Origin of the sequence: Streptomyces sp. NPDC005811, assembly GCF_040630405.1 — a bacterium.
In the GTDB taxonomy this organism is placed as follows: Bacteria; Actinomycetota; Actinomycetes; order Streptomycetales; family Streptomycetaceae; genus Streptomyces.
Genome location: NZ_JBEXXK010000002.1, coordinates 95,496 through 109,710 on the forward strand (window position 1 = coordinate 95,496; position 14,215 = coordinate 109,710).

Annotated in this window: 14 protein-coding genes; 4 read left to right on the forward strand and 10 right to left on the reverse strand. The window is 72.7% G+C overall.

What is annotated here, in order from left to right:
• Positions 1–87 precede the first annotated feature (87 nt).
• The 3 genes from ABZ490_RS02525 (at position 88) to ABZ490_RS02535 (ending at position 3,874) form a co-directional block, all read left to right on the forward strand.
• Positions 88–1,572 (forward strand): long-chain fatty acid--CoA ligase, encoded by a 1,485-nt coding sequence (locus ABZ490_RS02525; RefSeq protein WP_358983156.1) that lies wholly within the window; start codon positions 88–90, stop codon positions 1,570–1,572.
• A gap of 103 nt (positions 1,573–1,675) precedes the next feature.
• Positions 1,676–2,386 carry a type 1 glutamine amidotransferase gene (locus ABZ490_RS02530; protein ID WP_358983158.1) on the forward strand — a complete coding sequence of 237 codons (711 nt, stop codon included), beginning with the start codon at positions 1,676–1,678 and terminating at the stop codon, positions 2,384–2,386.
• 210 nt (positions 2,387–2,596) lie between these two features.
• Positions 2,597–3,874: a glycosyltransferase gene (locus ABZ490_RS02535; protein WP_358983160.1), complete on the forward strand. Its 1,278-nt coding sequence runs from the start codon at positions 2,597–2,599 to the stop codon at positions 3,872–3,874.
• A gap of 6 nt (positions 3,875–3,880) precedes the next feature.
• Here ABZ490_RS02535 and ABZ490_RS02540 read toward each other — a convergent pair whose 3' ends face one another.
• Positions 3,881–4,969 carry a glycosyltransferase gene (locus tag ABZ490_RS02540; protein ID WP_358983162.1) on the reverse strand — a complete coding sequence of 363 codons (1,089 nt, stop codon included), beginning with the start codon at positions 4,967–4,969 and terminating at the stop codon, positions 3,881–3,883.
• A 114-nt stretch (positions 4,970–5,083) separates the two neighbouring features.
• On the opposite strand from ABZ490_RS02540, the gene ABZ490_RS02545 reads away from it, so the two are divergent.
• On the forward strand, positions 5,084–5,368 hold the full coding sequence (locus tag ABZ490_RS02545) for a hypothetical protein (RefSeq protein WP_358983164.1): 285 nt from the start codon (positions 5,084–5,086) through the stop codon (positions 5,366–5,368).
• Positions 5,369–5,372: 4 nt separating this feature from the next.
• On the opposite strand, the gene ABZ490_RS02550 is transcribed toward ABZ490_RS02545, so the two are convergent.
• The 9 genes from ABZ490_RS02550 to hypA form a co-directional block, all read right to left on the reverse strand.
• On the reverse strand, positions 5,373–5,612 hold the full coding sequence (locus tag ABZ490_RS02550; RefSeq protein ID WP_358983166.1) for a hypothetical protein: 240 nt from the start codon (positions 5,610–5,612) through the stop codon (positions 5,373–5,375).
• Between the two features lie 645 nt (positions 5,613–6,257).
• Complete coding sequence (gene rfbC, locus ABZ490_RS02555; protein WP_358983169.1) at positions 6,258–6,845, reverse strand: dTDP-4-dehydrorhamnose 3,5-epimerase; 588 nt, start codon at positions 6,843–6,845, stop codon at positions 6,258–6,260.
• Entirely contained in the window at positions 6,842–7,750 is a 909-nt protein-coding gene (rfbA, locus tag ABZ490_RS02560) for a glucose-1-phosphate thymidylyltransferase RfbA (protein WP_358983171.1), read from the reverse strand. The genes rfbC and rfbA overlap by 4 nt, the downstream gene beginning before the upstream one ends.
• Positions 7,751–7,848: 98 nt before the next feature.
• Positions 7,849–8,922, reverse strand: coding sequence for a hydrogenase expression/formation protein HypE (hypE, locus tag ABZ490_RS02565; protein ID WP_358983173.1), 1,074 nt, complete (start codon positions 8,920–8,922; stop codon positions 7,849–7,851).
• The gene (hypD, locus tag ABZ490_RS02570) at positions 8,915–10,045 is read right to left on the reverse strand and encodes a hydrogenase formation protein HypD (RefSeq protein ID WP_358983175.1); all 1,131 of its coding nucleotides are present in this window, start codon (positions 10,043–10,045) and stop codon (positions 8,915–8,917) included. The genes hypE and hypD overlap by 8 nt, the downstream gene beginning before the upstream one ends.
• Positions 10,042–10,344, reverse strand: a complete 303-nt coding sequence (locus ABZ490_RS02575; RefSeq protein WP_055637591.1) for a HypC/HybG/HupF family hydrogenase formation chaperone — start codon at positions 10,342–10,344, stop codon at positions 10,042–10,044. The genes hypD and ABZ490_RS02575 overlap by 4 nt, the downstream gene beginning before the upstream one ends.
• 25 nt (positions 10,345–10,369) lie before the next feature.
• A complete protein-coding gene (hypF, locus tag ABZ490_RS02580; protein ID WP_358983178.1) occupies positions 10,370–12,769 on the reverse strand; it encodes a carbamoyltransferase HypF in 2,400 nt (799 codons plus the stop codon).
• On the reverse strand, positions 12,766–13,557 hold the full coding sequence (hypB, locus tag ABZ490_RS02585) for a hydrogenase nickel incorporation protein HypB (protein ID WP_358983180.1): 792 nt from the start codon (positions 13,555–13,557) through the stop codon (positions 12,766–12,768). The genes hypF and hypB overlap by 4 nt, the downstream gene beginning before the upstream one ends.
• A gap of 3 nt (positions 13,558–13,560) precedes the next feature.
• Entirely contained in the window at positions 13,561–13,953 is a 393-nt protein-coding gene (hypA, locus tag ABZ490_RS02590; RefSeq protein WP_358983182.1) for a hydrogenase maturation nickel metallochaperone HypA, read from the reverse strand.
• Between the last annotated feature and the right edge of the window lie 262 nt (positions 13,954–14,215).

The following is a 14,215-nucleotide window of genomic DNA, read 5'->3' on the forward strand; positions in this document are numbered from 1 at the left end:
ACCGCCCATAGGTCGTCGCCGGATGCGCCAGCACCATGTCGTGCACGTGAACGGCGGATTTCAGCGGTGAGATGCGTGGAGGCGGGCATGGCCAATCTGGCGGGCTTTCTGGTGGACACTGCGGCGCGGCAGCCGGACCGTCCCGCTCTGCGGCTGGGCGAGCGGGTCGTGACGTACGCGGAGCTGGACCGGGCCAGTGCCCGTGCCGCGGCGCTGCTGCGGGCCGAGGGGGTGCGCCCGGGCGACCGGGTGGCGCTGATGCTGCCCAACGTCCCCGAGTTCGTCGTCCTGTACTACGGCGTGCTGCGCGCCGGGGCCGTCGTCGTCCCGATGAACCCGCTGCTGAAGGCGCGGGAGACCGAGTACCACCTCACGGACTCCGGTGCGAGCCTGCTGTTCGAGTGGCACCAGGCGCCGGGCGAGGGTGCGCAGGGCGCGGCGGTGGCCGGGGTGCGGCAGCTCGCCGTGGAGCCCGCCGCCTTCGCCGGGCTGCTGTCCGGGCACGAGCCGCTGCCGGACGTGGCGGAGACGGACGACGCGGACGTGGCCGTCCTGCTGTACACGTCCGGCACCACGGGCCGCCCCAAGGGGGCCGCGCTCACCCATGGCGGGCTGCGCCACAACACCGAGGTCAACACGGTCCACGTACAGCGGATGACCGCGGACGACGTGGTGGTGGGCTGTCTGCCGCTGTTCCACATCTTCGGCCAGATCTGCACGATGAGCGTGGCCGTCCGCGCCGGCGCCTCGCTCACCCTGGTCCCGCGTTTCGAGCCGCAGGCCGTGTTCGACGCGATCGCCCGCGACCGTGCCACGGTGTTCGAGGGGGTGCCGACGATGTACGCCGCGCTGCTCCAGCATCCCTCGGAGGCGGACGTGTCGACGCTGCGGATGTGCGTCTCGGGCGGGGCCTCGCTGCCCGTGGAGATCCTGCACGGCTTCGAGCGGCGGTTCGGCTGCGCGATCCTGGAGGGCTTCGGGATGTCGGAGACGAGCCCGGTGGTGACGTTCAACCACCCCGACCGGCCCCGCAAGGCCGGGTCCATCGGCACCCCGATCCAGGACGTGGAGGTGCGGCTGCTGGACGAGAAGGGCCAGGACGTCCCGGCGGGCGAGGTCGGCGAGCTGGCCGTCCGCGGCCCGAACGTGATGAAGGGCTACTGGAACCGTCCCGAGGAGACGGCGGCGGCGCTCCCCGACGGCTGGCTGCGCAGCGGCGACCTGGCGCGGCGGGACGAGGACGGCTACTTCTACATCGTCGACCGCAAGAAGGACATGATCATCCGCGGTGGCTACAACGTCTACCCGCGGGAGGTCGAGGAGGTCCTCCACGAGCACCCGGCCGTGGCGCTGGCCGCCGTGGTGGGCGTCGGCCACGCCCACCTGGGCGAGGAGATCGCGGCGGCCGTCGTCCTGCGCCCGGGCGCCGGGGCGACCCCGGACGAGCTGCGCGAGTTCGTGAAGGAGCGGGTGGCGGCGTACAAGTACCCGCGCGAGATCTGGCTGATGGACAAGCTCCCGACCGGCCCGAGCGGCAAGATCCTGAAGCGCGAGATCACGGCCCCGGCCTGACCCGGCCGACCGCTCCCCTCGGGGTGGCCGGCGCCACGCGATACCATTTGACCTCAAACGTCATGGCATCGCGCCCCTTCCGAGGGGCCGGAGGAGGAGCCCGGTGCGCGCACTCGTCATCCAGCACGACCACGTCACGGAGCCGGGCCTGGTGGGCGCCCGGCTCCAGGAGCGGGGCTACGACCTGACCGCGGTGACGGTCGTGCCCGAGGACCGTCATCACGCCCCGGACGTGGCCTTCGACTTCCCCGACCCCGCCGACTGGGACGTGATCGTGGCGCTCGGCGCCCCCTGGTCGGTGTACGACCCGACGGCCGTCGGCCGCTGGATCGGCGGCGAGCTGGCGCTGCTGCGCAAGGCGCACCACCTCGGCATACCCGTGCTCGGCGTCTGCTTCGGCGCCCAGGCGCTGACGACGGCGCTCGGGGGTTCCGTCGAGGAGGCGCCGCGCGCCGAGATCGGCTGGGTCGAGGTCGAGTCCGACGTACCCGGCCTGATCGGGCCCGGCCCGTGGTTCCAGTGGCACTACGACCGCTGCGTCCTGCCGCCGGACGCCGAGGAACTGGCCCGCACCGCCGTGTGCGCGCAGGCCTTCCGGGTGGGGAGCAGCCTGGGGGTGCAGTTCCATCCGGAGGTCACCGCGCGGATGGTGCGCGGCTGGCTCGAGCTCGGGGGCGCCGAGCAGTGCGTGCGCCAGGGAGTGGACCCCGAGGGGCTGCTGGCCCGCACGCGTGCCCTGGAGCCCACGGCGCGGGCGAACACGGCCCGCCTGGTGGACGCCTTCCTGGCCGGAACGGCGGGCGGGCCCTCGTAGCCGCCCCCGTGCGTGCATTCGGGTGGTCCGCATCCCTCACCGCCTGCCGTACGACCCCGGCGCCGCGGCCTGCTCGTACCCTCGGCGGAAACGGCGCCGGCCCGGCCGCGGACCACTGCGGACCACTTCGGACCAGGCCAAGTACCCGCGGAAATCCGGGAATTCACCGGCGTCGCCCCCATCGGCCCCGAGCCACGCAGGGAGCAGCAGATGCCGCCGTCGACCGCCACCCCGAGGTTCTCCGTCTTCACCCCCAGCCACCGCCCGCGATTCCTCGACGAGTGCCTGGCGACGCTCCAGGCGCAGACATGTCCGGACTGGGAGTGGATCGTCCTGCTCAACAACGGCGCCCGCTGGCGTCCGGAGTACCCCGACGAGCGGATCCGGGTGGTGATCGCGGACGACTTGTCCGGGGTCGGCGCCGCCAAGCGCCGGGCCTGCGAGCTGGCCCGTGGCGAGATCCTCGTCGAACTCGACCACGACGACCTGCTGGCGAAGGCGTGCCTTGCGGAGCTGGGCAAGGCGTTCGACGCGCATCCCGAGACCGTCTTCGTGTACAGCAACACCGCGCAGATCACCGAGGACGGGGGGCGGGACGAGACGCGCTTCGACGAGACCTTCGGCTGGCAGTACGAGGACGTCGACGTCGACGGCCGCCGGCTGCTCCAGGTCGTCTCGCTCGCGCCGACGCCGCACAACGTCGCCTACATCTGGTACGCGCCCAACCACGTACGGGCCTTCCGCAAGGAGAGCTACGACAAGGCCGGCGGGTACGACGCCTCGCGGACGGTGCTGGACGACCAGGACCTGATGTGCCGTCTCTTCCACCTCGGCGACTTCCACCACATCGACCGCTGTCTGTACCTCCAGCGGGTGCACTCCGCGAACACCCAGTGCGAGCCGGAGATCAACGCGCACATCCAGCGCGAGACGGTCGCCCTGTACGACAAGTACATCGAGGCCAACGCGCTGGCCTGGACGCTGCGGCGCGGACTCCTCGCCCTGGACCTCGGCTCGGCGGTCGGCAAGCCGCCGGGGTACACCGGCGTCGACCGGCGGGCGGGCGAGGGCGTGGACATCGTCGCGACCCTGCCCGGGAGACTCGACCTGCCGGACGGCTCCGTCGGTCTGGTGCGGGCGGTGAACTTCCTGGAGTACGTCCCCGCGAAGGTGCCGCTGATCAACGAGCTGTACCGGCTGCTGGCGCCCGGCGGGATGCTCCTCACCCTGACGGCCAGCTCCGACGGCCGCGGCGCGTACCAGGACCCCACGCACGTCGCCTACTACAACGAGAACTCGTTCTGGTACTACACGGACGACCAGTACCGCACCTTCGTCCCCGACATCGAGGCCCGCTTCCAGTCCTCCCGCCTCGTCACCTACTTCCCCAGCGAGTGGCACACCGAGAAGGACATCTCGTACGTCGTCGCCAACCTCATCGCGATGAAGGAGGGCGCCGCGCGGTGCGGGGGCAAACTGCTGGTGTAGGGGTTCTCACACCCCGACGAGACACGTGAGACCGAGGTGTTCCCGGGCCAGCTCCAGGTTCCGGGCCACCCGCTCACGGTGTTCGGCGGGCAGTGCGCCGCTCTCCAGGAGGCGTTCGCAGCTGTCCCTGCACTCCTCGTACTCGCCCACCCAGTAGGCGGCCACGGCGAGTTCGTCGAGCGCCTGCCACTCGTACCAGCCGGGCTCGACGAGCAGGTCGTCCTGCGGGAACGGGATGCGGGCCGCCTGACGGGCGAACAGATGGGCGAGCGGCCAGCGCTCGCTGGTCCGGCACAGCCGCGCCAGATCGCCGACGGCCTCGGCGCGGGAGGGCCGGGTCTCGTACGCCCGCAGATACCGGTCCATCACCTCCGCCGCGGGCCGTTCGAGACTCTCCGCGAGCCGAGCGGCCCAGAGGCGGGCGCAGTAGAGCTCCTCGGCCGAGCCGTCCATGGCGGCCCGGCGGTCGTACGCTTCGAGCGCCCTCTCCGGTTCACCGGCGTCGCGCAGGCTCTGCCCGAGGTAGAAGGCGTAGCGGGCGTTCCCGGGGTCTTCGAGCAGGCCCTGCTCCAGAATCTGCGCGTCGCGCAGGTACTTCGCCCGCGTGCCTTCGTTCCTCAGGCGTGCGCCGCCGCCCACGATGACCATTTCGGCCCCTCCGAGCACACCCAGGCTGTACCGCGAGCCACAGTCGATGTACTCGTGCAGGACACCCTTGTAGCGCCACGGCAGCCGCGTCGAGACCAGGGCCGGCCGCCAGTAGAAGAAGGGGCCGTAGCGGATGTCGACGCGGTAGGCGTCCTCCGTCAGCTCCGGCATGCGGAAGCCCGGCTCGAGTCTCATCACGTCGTCGGCGTCCACGAAGAGGAGGTAGTCCGCGCCGCCCCGGGCGAGTTCGATCGCCTCGGTCCGGCTCCCGTCGTACCCCTTCCAGGGTCGCTCGTACAACTCCCCTGGAAGGTCCTGGTAGGTCTCGCGGATGACGTCCTGTGTTCCGTCGGTCGAGCCCGTGTCCACGATGACCCAGCGGTCGATCATGGGCCTGACGGATTCGAGGCAGCGGCGGATCACCGGGGCCTCGTCCTTGACGATCATGTTCAGGCAGACCGTAGGGCGCACGGATCCTCCAGGGTGGGGCCGAGGGTGTACGGGTGGCCCGGACGGCGGCGGGGGACGGGGGCGACGGCGGCCCACGGGACCGTGGTCTCCGTGGACGCCGTCGCTCCTCTCACGGTGGGGTGGACTGCTGCGCCGTACACCCCACTACGGGGTCACGGCAGGTCGACGCAGATCGCGAAGGCGGTGATCCCGTTGCCCGAACCGTTCTGGGTGGCCTGCCACCCCGTGGCCGCGGCGCCCACGGCGCCGACCGGCCGGCTGGACAGCTGCGAGCCGTTGCCCGCGATGAACCCGCCGCCCGTGGCGATGTCCCCGCTCAGGCAGTTGGCGGTCGCGGTGTTACCCGGTGCGCCCGAGAACGCGGCGACGATGTAGGTGCTCAGACCCGCAGGGCCGGTCGCACCCTGAGCACCCTGAGCTCCTTGCGCCCCCTGAGCACCCTGAGCTCCTTGCGCCCCCTGAGCACCCTGGGCTCCCTGAGCACCCTGGGCTCCCTGAGCTCCCTGAGCTCCCTGAGCTCCCTGAGCTCCCTGAGCTCCCTGGGCTCCCTGGGCCCCCTGGGCCCCCTGAGCACCCTGCACACCTGTGCCACCTGTCCCACCCTGGGCTCCCTGAGCACCCTGGGCTCCCTGGGCTCCCTGGGCTCCTTGCGCACCCTGGACGCCCGGCCGCCCCTTGTGACCATGGTCCCCCTTGGCGCCCTGGGCTCCCTGGGCTCCCTGGGCCCCCTGCGCCCCTTGCGCCCCCTGCGCCCCCTGCACACCGGCAGCGCCCGTCTCGCCCTGGGGTCCCTGCGGGCCTTGGGGACCCCTCGGGCCCCGAGGCCCGCGCGGGCCCTTCTGTACCTGCTGGTGATGAGGGTCGCGGTCCTTGTCGCCGTACGGCTTCACCGTCGCCCGGCCGTCGGAACCCGCGCGGCGGACCGCGTCGGCCACCGCCGCCTCGGACACGCCCGCGGGGAGCTTCTGCACCACGAGGCGACCGGCGTCCGGCCGCTGCATCGCGTCGGCGATCGCCACCGTGCTGGGAATCACGCTCAGGGCCACCGCGGCCGCGCCCGTCGTCACCATCGTGACGGATTTCAGGCGCGCCATTCGGATCGTTCTGCGGTTCAAGAGAACCTTCCTCACATAGGACAGGGATCGGACGGCGGCGCGGCACTGCGCGTGCATCGGTCCGCCAGGAACGACCTCATCCCTTCCACCTCTATGAAAAAATGATGAATGGACGACCCGTCTCGACCATGAGGATCACCCGAGCAGCGTCACAGACCGCCGCGGAATGCCACGCATTCCTCGAAGGAGGGCAGTAGCCCCTGCCTCTCCGCCTCCGCCAGCGTCGGCGCCGCCGCGTCCTTGTCGGAGAGGACGGGGGTGAGGTCGCCGGGCCAGGCGATCGCCAGGGCCGGGTCGAGCGCGTCGATCCCGAATTCGCGGTCCGGTGCGTATCCCTGCGAACAGAGATAGACGACGGTGGAGTCGTCCTCCAGCGCCATGAAAGCGTGGCCGAGCCCCTCCGAGAGGTAGACGCAGCGGTGTGTCGTGTCGTCCAGGCGTACGGCCTCCCAGGTCCCGAAGGTCGGGGAGCCCACGCGGATGTCGACCACCACATCGAGGACCGCGCCGCTGACGCAGGTGACGTACTTCGCCTGGCCGGGCGGCACGGCCGCGGCGTGCACACCACGGAGCGTGCCCCGCACGGAGCGGGAGCAGTTCGCCTGTTCGAACGTGAACCCGTGCCCGACGGCCGCACGGAAGGTCTCGCTCCGGAACCACTCGTGGAAGCGGCCCCGGTCGTCCGCGAACACCCGGGGCGTGTCCACCCACGCCCCTTCGATCCCGAGCGGTTTCATGCACCCACCTTTCCCACTCCGCCGAGCTCCAGGTCAGGACGGCCGTCCTCCAGCAGGCCCAGCAGATAGTCGCCGTATCCGCTCTTCAGCAGCGGCCGGGCGAGCGCCCGCAGCCGGTCGTCGTCGATCAGGCCCGCCCGCCAGACGGTCTCCTCCACGCAGCCGACCTTGAAGCCCTGGCGCTCCTCGATGACCCGGACGAACTCCGAGGCCTGGACCATGGAGGCGAACGTCCCGGTGTCCAGCCAGGCGGTGCCCCGGTCGAGCCGGGTGACCTGGAGTTCGCCCGCCTCCAGATAGGCGCGGTTGAGGTCGGTGATCTCCAACTCGCCGCGGGCGCTGGGCCGCAGCGTGCGGGCGATGTCGACGGCACGGTGGTCGTAGAAGTACAGGCCGGGGACGGCGTAGCGGGACCGGGGGCGGGCCGGCTTCTCCTCGATGGACACCGCCCGGCCGTACGCGTCGAACTCCACCACGCCGTACGCCGAGGGATTCGCGACCTGATAGGCGAACACCCGGCCGCCCACCGGATCCTCGTGCCGGGCGAGCCGGGTGCCGAGTCCGCTGCCGTGGAAGATGTTGTCACCCAGAATGAGGGCGACGGATTCCCCGCCGATGAATTCGGCGCCCAGCACGAATGCGTGGGCGATTCCCTCCGGGCGCTCCTGCGCCCTGTATTCCAGCCTCAGTCCCAGGTGGCTCCCGTCGCCGAGCAAGCGACGGAACTGGCCCTGGTCCTCAAGGGTGGTGATGACCAGGATCTCCCGGACGCCCGCCATCACGAGGGTGGACAGCGGGTAATAGACCATGGGTTTGTCGAATACCGGCAGCAGTTGTTTCGACACCGAACGGGTCAGGGGCCACAGTCGCGAGCCGGTACCTCCGGCCAACAGGATTCCGCGCACGGGATCACCATAGGACAGCCATCCGGTCATATCGGCTTTAAACACGGCGGATCGGGCGAGGGCCGGCTTCTCCCCCGTCCGATCCGCCTCTGACCGGCTCAGCAGATGCGCGGCAGCTGCTCCCCGATCGGCAGGTCGACCACACGGGTGCCGCCCAGCCCGGTGCGCGCCACGACCATGCCGGGATGGGCCTCGACCGCCTCGCCGATGACCACGGCGTCCGCGCCCAGCGGATGGGCCCGCATCGCCGCGAGGACCGCGTCGGCGCGCTCCCGCGGGACGAAGGCCACCAGCTTGCCCTCGTTGGCGATGTACATGGGGTCCAGCCCGAGGATGGCGCAGGCGTTGGCCACGGCCGGCGGGACGGGGATCGCCCGCTCCTGGAGGACGACTCCGGTGCCGGAGGCGCTCGCGATCTCGTTGAGCGCGGCGGCCAGACCGCCCCGGGTGGGGTCCCGCAGCACATGCAGATCCGGGGTGACGGCGAGCATCGCCTCGACCAGCCCGCCGAGCGGCGCGCAGTCGCTGGCGATCTCCACCCCGAACTCCAGGCCCTCGCGGACGCTCATGATCGCCACCCCGTGGACGCCGACGGCGCCACTGACGATCACGACGTCCCCGGGGACGACGCGCTGCGGTCGCAGGTCGACGCCCGCCGGGACGACCCCGATGCCGGCCGTGTTGACGAAGATCCCGTCGCCGTGGCCGGCCTCCACCACCTTGGTGTCCCCGGTGGCCACCTCCACGCCGGCGGTGCGCGCGGCCGCGCCCATCGCCCGGGCCACCCGGGTGACGGTGTCGAGCTCGACGCCCTCCTCCAGGATGAACCCGCAGGACAGGTAGGCGGCGCGGGCGCCGCTCATGGCGAGATCGTTGACGGTGCCGTTGACCGCCAGGTCGCCGATGCTGCCGCCGGGGAAGAACAGCGGGCGCACCACGTAGGAGTCGGTGGAGAAGGCCAGGCGGGCGCCGCCGAGGGAGAGGACGGCGGAGTCACCGAGCTGGGCGAGCGCCTCGCCGCCGTAGGCCGGGGCGAAGATCTGCTGGACCAGTTCGGCGGAGAGGACCCCGCCGCCGCCGTGGCCCATGACGACCCGGGGACGGTCGCGCAGGGGCGCCGGGCAGGTCCACGCCTCGATGTCGAGGGCGGGGAGCGAGGTCGCGTCAGACAACGGGGGTCGCCTCCCGCGCCTTCGGGCCCGCCGGCAGATCCAGCCGTCGGTAGAGGTAGTACGCCGCACAGGCGCCCTCGCTGGAGACCATCGTGGCGCCCAGCGGGGTCCGCGGCGTGCACAGGGTGCCGAACGCGGCGCACTCGTGCGGTTTGAGCAGGCCCTGGAGGACCTCTCCGCTGCGGCACTCGGCCGGTTCCTCCGTCCGGATGTCCTCGACGGAGAAGCGGTGTTCGGCGTCGTGGTCGCGGTACTTCGGGGACAGCCGCCAGCCGCTGCCGGGGATCACGCCGATGCCCCGCCAGGCCCGGTCGGTGACCTCGAAGACGTCCTCCAGCATCGCCCGCGCGGCCGGGTTGCCGTCCGGGCGGACGGCCCGGGCATAGGCGTTGTCGACGGTGTGCTCACCGCGCTCCAGCTGCCGTACCGCCCGGCGTACGCCTTCGAGGATGTCGAGCGGCTCGAAGCCCGTCACGACGATCGGCACCCGGAAGCGGTCCGCCAGCTCCGGGTACTCCCCCGTGCCCATCACGCTGCACACGTGCCCGGCGGCGAGGAAGCCCTGCACCCGGCAGCTCGGCGAGGACATGATCGCCTCGATGGCGGGCGGCACCCGGACGTGCGAGACCAGCATGCTGAAATTGCGGATGCCCTGCTTGCGGGCCTGGTGGACCGTCATGGCGTTGGGCGGCGCGGTCGTCTCGAAGCCGATGCCGAAGAACACCACCTCGCGGTCCGGGTTCTGCCGGGCGATCCGCAGCGCGTCGAGCGGCGAGTAGACGACGCGTACGTCCCCGCCCTCGCCGCGCACCTGGAACAGGTCCCGGCCGGTGCCCGGCACCCGCAGCATGTCGCCGAAGGAGCAGAAGATCACCTCGGGGCGGGAGGCGATCTCCAGCGCCTTGTCGATGACCTCCAGCGGGGTCACACAGACAGGGCAGCCAGGTCCATGGATCAACTCGACCTGTTCGGGCAGGAGTTGGTCGATGCCGTGCCGGATGATGCTGTGGGTCTGGCCGCCGCAGACCTCCATCAGCGCCCAGGGCCGGGTGACCGTGGCGTGGATGTCGTCCAGGAGCCGGCGGGCGAGGTCGGGGTCCTGGAACTCGTCGATGTACTTCACTGCCCCGCCTCCCGGACGACGTCCTGACCCGCCTCGGCCGCCGCCATCTCCCAGGCGTCGCCGAACTCCTCCTGGAGCATGCCGAGTTCGGCGAAGAGTTCGAGCGTCTGCTGGGCCGACTCCTCGTCCAGCCGTTGCAGGGCGAACCCGACGTGGACGATGGCGTACTCGCCGACCCGGAGGTCGGGCAGGTACTCCAGGCACACCTCCTTGACCACGCCGCCGAAGTCGACGGTGGCCATCCGGGTGCCGTCGCGTTCCTCGATGTCGAGCACTCTGCCGGGTACCGCCAGGCACATGGGCCTCTCCTCGCTGTGGATGTGGTCAGTCGGTGTGCGTCGTCCGCGCGGCCACCATCAGCTGGCCCAGCGCCAGGCCGCCGTCGCCCGGCGGCACCAGACGGTGCCGCAGGACCGTGAAGCCGTCCTCGCGCAGGGCGGCCGAACAGGCCGTCGAGAGCAGCGTGTTGACGAACACGCCGCCGGTGAGGGCGACCGTGTCGAGGCCGTGCCGTTCCCGGGCCAGCGCGCACATCCGGCGCACCAGGGCGGTCACGCCCCGGTGGAAACGGGCCGCGACCAGGGCCGCGGTGTGCCCGGCGCGCAGATCGCGGACGACGGCCGCGAGGACGGGCGCGGGATCGGCTTGTACGGCCCCGCGCTCGCCCCGCTCGCCCCGCGCCCCCCTCTCGGGTACGTGCAGGGCGAAGTCGTAGGCGGTGGTGTCCCCGGCGGGCGCGTGCAGGGCGGCCGCCTCCAGCTCGACGGCGGCCTGCGCCTCGTAGCCGGCCTGCTGGCACACACCGGCGAGGGAGGACACCGCGTCGAAGAGGCGGCCCATGCTGGAGGTGGGGACACAGTGCAGTCCTCGCTCCAACTGCCTTTCCAGTACGCCGAGTTCCTCGGGTGGGCAGGCCGCCGTACAGGGGAGGTCGGGGGACCGGTCGAGGCCCGCGGCCCGCAGATGGGACAGCGCCATGCGGTACGGGCGGCGCACCGCGGCGTCGCCGCCGGGCAGCGGGACGTACGCGAGGTGCCCGAAGCGGGTGAAGCCGTCGTAGTCCGCGAGCAGGAACTCCCCGCCCCACACCGCCCCGTCGTCGCCGTGGCCGGTGCCGTCGAAGGCGACCCCGATCACCGGTCGGGTGCCGTCGAGGCCGTGCTCGGCCATCGCGGCGGCGACATGGGCGTGATGGTGCTGGACCCGGGCCACGGGCCGCCCGTCGGCGGTGCGGGCGGCCCAGGCGGCGGAGCGGTAGCCGGGGTGCCGGTCGGCGGCCAGCAGGCCGGGCCGTACACCGGTGATCGACGCCAACTGGCCCACCGCGCCCTCGAACGCGCCCTGGGTGCGCAGGTCGTCCATGTCGCCGATGTGCGCCGACAGCCAGGCCTTGCGGCCCGCGCCGAGGCAGAAGGCGTTCTTCAGGTCCCCGCCGACGGCGAGGGCGGGGCGGACGGGCAGGGGCAGGGCGACCGGGAGCGGCGCGTACCCGCGCGAGCGGCGGATCACCAGGGGCTCGCCGTCGCAGACCCGCACCACGGAGTCGTCGCAGGGCACATGGATCGGCCGGTCGTGGACGAGCCAGGCGTCGGCCAGGTCCGCGAGCCGCTCCAGGGCCTCGGTGTCGTCGGTGACGATCGGTTCCCCGGACACATTGCCGCTGGTCATGACGAGCAGCCGGGGGCCGTCCGGATCGCCTGGCAGGCCCAGCAGCAGATGGTGCACGGGGGTGTACGGCAGCATCACGCCGAGGTCGGGACTGCCGGGCGCGACGGCGTCCGCGGGCCGCGGGGCGCCGGGCGCGTACGCCGGGTCGAGGTGCCGCCGCAGCAGGACGACGGGCCGGACACCCCCTTCGAGCAGGCGCCGCTCCTCGGGGCCGATCCGCACGAGGTGCTCGACGTCGGCCGGACCGCGGGCCATGACGGCGAACGGCTTGTCGCCGCGCGCCTTGCGGCGGCGGAGCAGGGCGACGGCCGTCCCGTTCGTGGCGTCGCAGGCCAGGTGGTAGCCGCCCAGGCCCTTCACGGCGAGGATCGCACCGCGCGTCAGCAGGGCGCGCGCCCCGGCGATCGGATCGCCGACCGCGCCCGACGCTCCCGACGCGCCGGGGGCGATCAGCCGCAGCCGCGGCCCGCAGGCCGGGCAGGCCACGGGCTGGGCGTGGAAGCGCCGGTCGACCGGATCGCCGTACTCCCGTGCGCAGTCGGCGCACATCGGGAAGCCCGCCATGGTGGTGTGCGCCCGGTCGTAGGGAACGCCGGTGACGATGGTGAAGCGGGGGCCGCAGTGGGTGCAGTTGACGAAGGGGTGGCGGTGGCGCCGGTCGGCGGGATCGGCCAGTTCGGCGAGGCAGTCGGCGCAGGTGGCGGTGTCCGGGGAGACCAGGGTGCGGGCCGGGCCGCCGGTGCGCGAGGCGAGGATGGTGAACGCCTCACCTCCCGCGAGGGGCACTTCCTGGTGGCGCACGGACTCCACCACGGCCAGCGGGGGCGCCTGGACGGCGAGGCGTTCGCAGAACCGCGCCACGGCCGCGCCGCTGCCCTCGACCTCGGCGACGACGCCCTCCGGGGTGTTGGTGACATGGCCGACCAGGGCCAGCTCGGTGGCGAGACCGTAGACGTACGGCCGGAAGCCCACGCCCTGCACCACCCCCCGGACGAGGATCCGGCGGCGCAGCGGCCCGTCGCCGGTGACGGCGGGCGGGGACGGGGGAGCGCTCACGGGTGGGTGCGGGCCAGGGTGTCGGCCGCGTCCCCGTGCGGAGGAGAGCCGTCGTGCGTGTGGGTGTGGCCGTGGCTGTGCTCGTGGGTGTGACCGTGCGTCTGGCGGGCCATGACCGGCATGTGGACGGGTGCGCCCTCCGCGGCGGCCAGCGCCCGGTCGAGCAGCGCGCCCACGCCCTTGCCCCGGCGGGCCGAGGTCATCACGATCTCCACGCCCGGGTTGACCTGCTCCACGTGCGCGCGGAACGCCATCCCGTCGAACTCGGCGGCCGCGGCGAGGTCGGTCTTGGTGACCACGACCAGGTGGGCGAGCCCGAAGGCGGTGGGGTACTTGAGGGGCTTGTCCTCGCCCTCGGTCACGGAGGCGAGGACGACCCTGAGGGTCTCCCCCAGGTCGTAGGAGGCGGGGCAGACGAGGTTGCCGACGTTCTCCACGAACAGCAGCCGGGTGTCCTCGGGCAGCCAGCCGTCCAGGTGTCCGGCGAGCATGCCCGCCTCCAGATGGCACAGTCCGTCGGTCAGCACCTGCTTGACGGGGACGCCCGAACGGGCCAGCCGTGCCGCGTCGTTCTCGGTGGCGAGGTCGGCGGTCAGCGCGGCGACGGACACCGACCGCTCACGGGCCCGCAGCAGTTCCTGCTCCAGCAGCGCGGTCTTGCCGCTGCCGGGGCTGGAGAGCAGGTTGACGACGGTGGTGCCGCCGGCGGTGAGTCGGGCGCGCAGGGTGTGGGCGCTCGCGTCGTTCTTCGCGAGCACGGCCTGCCGCAGGTCGACGACACGGCACATGGTTCAGCACTCCTCGTGGATCGGTGCGCCGGTGGGCGCGGGGGCGCCGTCCTCCCACTGGACGGAGGCGATCTGCAGGTCCCGGCCGGCGCACAGGTCGGTCCGGGTGCCGCCGCAGCCGGGGCAGGTCAGCCGGGGCGGCATGCCGACGGCCCACTCGTGGGCGCAGGAGGTGCAGCGGGCCCGGCCCGGCACGGGCTCGGTGACGAGTTCGGCGCCCTCCAGCAGGGTCCCGGCGCAGGCCAGTTCGAAGCAGAAGGAGAGGGCGTCGGGGACGACCCCGGCGAGTTCGCCGACCCGGAGCCGGATCACGCGGACCGCCGTGACGTCCCCGGCGCGCTCGGCGGCCTCGGTCACCTGGTCGACGACGGCCAGCGCGACGGACATCTCGTGCATCGGTCTCGGTCCTCCCGGGCGTGGGCGTGCCCCCCGCCGGCCTTCATTAGAGGCGGGGGCACCCGGGCGCCCGGCCCGCCGCGCCGTCACCGGTCGGCGGCTACGCCCGTTCGACGCAACCGCGCGTCCGGGCGGGGCGTCCCGGGTGCCTGGGGTCCCGGTGCCCGGGTCACATGCGGCGGATCCGCAGGTAGCGCCGGAGGTCGGGGAACAGCTCGGCGGCTACGGCGGCGGTGGCGGCCATGGCGGCGACGGCGGCTCC